Annotated in this window: 3 protein-coding genes; all 3 read left to right on the plus strand. The window is 42.8% G+C overall.

Going from position 1 to position 3,870, the window contains the following annotated elements; genetic code table 11:
- Positions 1–2,491: alanine--tRNA ligase (alaS, locus tag MUP17_05760; GenBank protein MCJ7458477.1), on the plus strand; the 2,491-nt coding region annotated here is incomplete at its 5' end.
- Between the two features lie 227 nt (positions 2,492–2,718).
- Positions 2,719–3,459, plus strand: a complete 741-nt coding sequence (locus MUP17_05765; GenBank protein ID MCJ7458478.1) for a geranylgeranylglyceryl/heptaprenylglyceryl phosphate synthase — start codon at positions 2,719–2,721, stop codon at positions 3,457–3,459.
- On the plus strand, positions 3,460–3,870 hold a 411-nt coding region (locus MUP17_05770), incomplete at its 3' end, for a hypothetical protein (GenBank protein MCJ7458479.1).

Below are 3,870 nucleotides of genomic sequence, written 5' to 3' on the forward strand. Positions count from 1 at the left end.
GAACCAGTTCAAGAAGCTCATCTTAGGACTGGAGAAAAGGGATTACAACAAAGCTGCCTCGTCTCAGAAATGTATTCGGGTCTCTGGTAAGCATAACGATCTGGAAGAGGTGGGGAAAGACACCTATCACCATACTTTTTTCGAGATGCTTGGCAACTGGTCTTTTGGGGATTATTTCAAAAAAGAAGCCATTATTTATGCCTGGGAATTTTTGACTGAAGTGTGCAAGCTTCCCAAGGAGAAGCTCTGGGCAACTATTTTCACGGAAGATGACGAGTCCGAGAAATTATGGTATGAGAATACGGATATCAAAAAAGGGAGAGTCCTGAGGTTCGATGCCAAGGAGAATTTCTGGGAGATGGCAGAAGTTGGTCCCTGCGGGCCCTGCTCGGAGATCCATTATGACCGGGGCAAAGAATATAGCTGCTCCAAACCAGACTGCGGAGTGAACTGCGGGTGTGGAAGAGTGATCGAGATCTGGAATTTGGTATTTATGCAGTATTACAGGGATGAAAATGGAAAACTGACTGATTTGCCGTCCAAAACTGTTGATACCGGAATGGGTTTCGAGAGATTGACCGCTCTTTTACAGAACGTAGATTCAAATTACGATACAGACCTTTTTCAACCCATAATCAGAAAAACAGAGGAGATCTCCGGACAAAAATATAAGGAATCCCTTCATTCTGACTCGTTCCAGGTGATTGCAGACCATATCCGGGCTTTGAGCTTTGCCATTGCCGATGGAGCAATTCCCTCAAATGAAGGGAGAGGTTATGTCCTGCGAAGGATTTTAAGAAGAGCAGCAAGACACGGCAGACTCTTAGATTTACATAAACCTTTTCTGTTTGATCTTTCAGGCATAGTAGTGAATTTGATGGGTAAAGTCTATCCAGAACTTAAAGCTAAAAAAGAGCATATCTCTCTGGTGATAAAATCTGAAGAGGAAAGGTTCGGCGAGACTTTGGATTCAGGGTTAGAGCTTTTTGAGCAGGTCGCGGAGAAGGTTATAAAGAAAGGCGAAAAAGTCATTCCAGGTGAGGAGGCATTTAAGCTTTATGATACTTTCGGCTTCCCGGTTGACCTGACTCAGGTGATGGCACAAGAGAAGAACCTTTCAGTAGATATGGAGGGGTTTGAAGAAGAGTTAGAAAAACAGAGGGAAAGGTCAAAAGAGGGTTCTGGCAGGGTTGCCCACGAAGTTCTCTTAACTCGTTCCGATAGAGAAAAAACCCGATCTTCGAAATTCAAAGGATACGAAGATTTCCAGACTGAATCTGAAATTTTGACGATTACAGAAGACGGAAAAGGAATTGTTTTAGATAAAACCCCTTTTTATGCTGAGGCGGGTGGACAGATAAGCGACATCGGTATAGTCTCTGATGATGATTTCGAGTTTAAAGTTGACCATGTGGTCAAACAGGGTGAGCATATCGTACATTTAGGTCAGATCAAAAAAGGAAAAATAGAAAATTATCTACATAAAAAGGTTATCGCAAAAGTTGATCTGGAAAGACGCAAATCGATAATGCGCAATCACACTGCAACTCATCTTCTACATAAAGCTTTAAGAGAGACTTTAGGTGAGCATGTGCATCAGGCTGGTTCTTTAGTTGAACCGGAGAGGTTCAGGTTCGATTTTACCCATTTTAAGGCTTTGACTGAGGATGAGCTGGAGAAGATAGAATATAAGATCAATCAGAAAATCTGGGATAACTTGGAGGTTAAGACATTTAACACAACTCTGGATGAGGCAAAAAAGCTTGGAGCGATGGCTTTGTTCGGAGAAAAATATGAGGATACTGTCAGGGTTGTAAAGATAGACGAATATTCTATGGAGCTCTGCGGTGGGACTCATGTTAAAGCTACAGGTGAAATTGGTTTGTTCAGGATAATCTCAGAACAAAGTATTGCTGCCGGGATGAGGAGGATTGAAGCAATAACCGGGAAGAGCGCCTATGAATTGGTTAAAGAGGAGGAAAAAACTCTTCAGGGATTATCTAATATTCTAAAAGTAAAGACAGAGGAATTAGGGACAAAGGTAGCTGAGCTTTTAGAGAACAGCAAGGAGATGGAAAAGAAAGTAAAGCACGCGCAAGCAGGTAGCGCTAAGGAAAAGATCAGGGAGTTATACAAGAGTGCTTTTGAGCAGGACGGGATAAAGATAATCTCTTATCGAGATGATAGCGGAAACCGGGAAAATTTATTGAGTTTAGCAGATGCTTTTCGGGAAAATCTGAAATCCTCAGTCGGGATATTCGCAACAATATCAGAAGATAAACTCTCTTTCGTTGCCTCAGTTACTGATGATTTGATAAAGAGAGGAATAAAAGCCGGTGAGATAGTCAAGGAAGTGGCAAAGCTGACCGGAGGGAGTGGTGGAGGAAAACCACATTTAGCTCAAGCCGGAGGAAAGGATATAACCAAATTAGATTTTGCACTGTCGAAGGTGCCGGAGATAATCAAGAAAATGATTTCTGGAGAGCATTGACCATCTAAATATAATGCGAGATTGCTGGTTGTTGGTCTCCAGACAAACAATCCCTCTTCGTTGGTGGAGGACACCAACGAAGAGCAATAATTGTCATTCTGAACCCCGCAAGATGCGGGGTGAAGAATCTACAGGTTCTTCGGTCGTCTTGCCCGTAGGGACTCCCTCAGAATGACATCAAACAGTATCTCACGGACGAAGCACTCCATAAACATAATGAGGGGAATTTGACAGTTTATCAAAGGTTATTAGGGGTCATAAAAAAGAAAAAGGCGGGTTTTTTGGTTTTGTTGGACCCGGACAGATTAAGCCCAAGAGAGATTTCCGATTTAGCCTTAAGAGCAGAAAAAGGTGGGGCGGATGGGATCTTGGTTGGGTCGAGTCTGCTTCTTTCAACTCATTTTGATGAGGCTATTAAAAAGATAAAGGGAAAAGTCAAGCTACCGGTGATAATCTTTCCAGGAAATGCCAATCAGGTCTCAAAGTATGCGGATGCGGTACTTTTCTTATCCTTAATCTCTGGCAGGAACCCGAATCTCTTGATCGGTGAACAGGTGAAAGCTGCACCGGTGATAAAAGAGTTCGGCTTAGAGCCGATTCCTACAGGATATATGCTGATCGAATCCGGAAAGATGACCGCGGTCCAGTTTATGTCCGATACCCTGCCTCTGCCTCCGAACAAACCGGATATCGCCTGTGCTCATGCTTTAGCGGCTGAATATTTAGGGATGAAATTTGTCTTTATGGATGCAGGCTCCGGTGCAGATAAATCTGTGCCTGATTTTCTGATTAAAGAGGTTAAAAAATTTATCACCATTCCCTTAATAATCGGTGGTGGGATAAGGGACCCGGAAATCGCCAAGGAAAAAGTAAAAGCTGGGGCGAATCTTGTGGTGATTGGGAATGCGTTGGAAGAAAAGGGGAATGACAAGATTTTGAAAGATTTTGCCAAGGTGATTCATTCGTAGTTGCCCGATTTATCGGGCATAAAAAAATCGGGGTTTGATTTATCAAACCCCTACCACAATTGCATGAACAGAATTTCTAATAATAAATCTGACCCTGGAAAGCATCAACGCCGTTCAATCAGGTTGAAGGAATATGATTACTCGCAGGCAGGAGCGTATTTTGTGACCATATGTGCACTTAACCGGGAACATTTATTCGGCGAAATTGTGGATGGTAAAATACGATTGAACAAAACAGGGAAAATAATTCAATCGGTTTGGAGTGAATTACCACAAAATTACCAAGGTGTTAATACTGATGCATTCGTGGTGATGCCAAATCATATTCACGGAATAATTGTTTTATCATCTGTAGGGGCAACCCCCTGTGGTTGCCCACCACCAGGGCAGGCACAGGGGCCTGCCCCTACA

This window comes from Candidatus Zixiibacteriota bacterium (assembly GCA_022865345.1).
Classification (GTDB): Bacteria; Zixibacteria; MSB-5A5; order MSB-5A5; family RBG-16-43-9; genus RBG-16-43-9.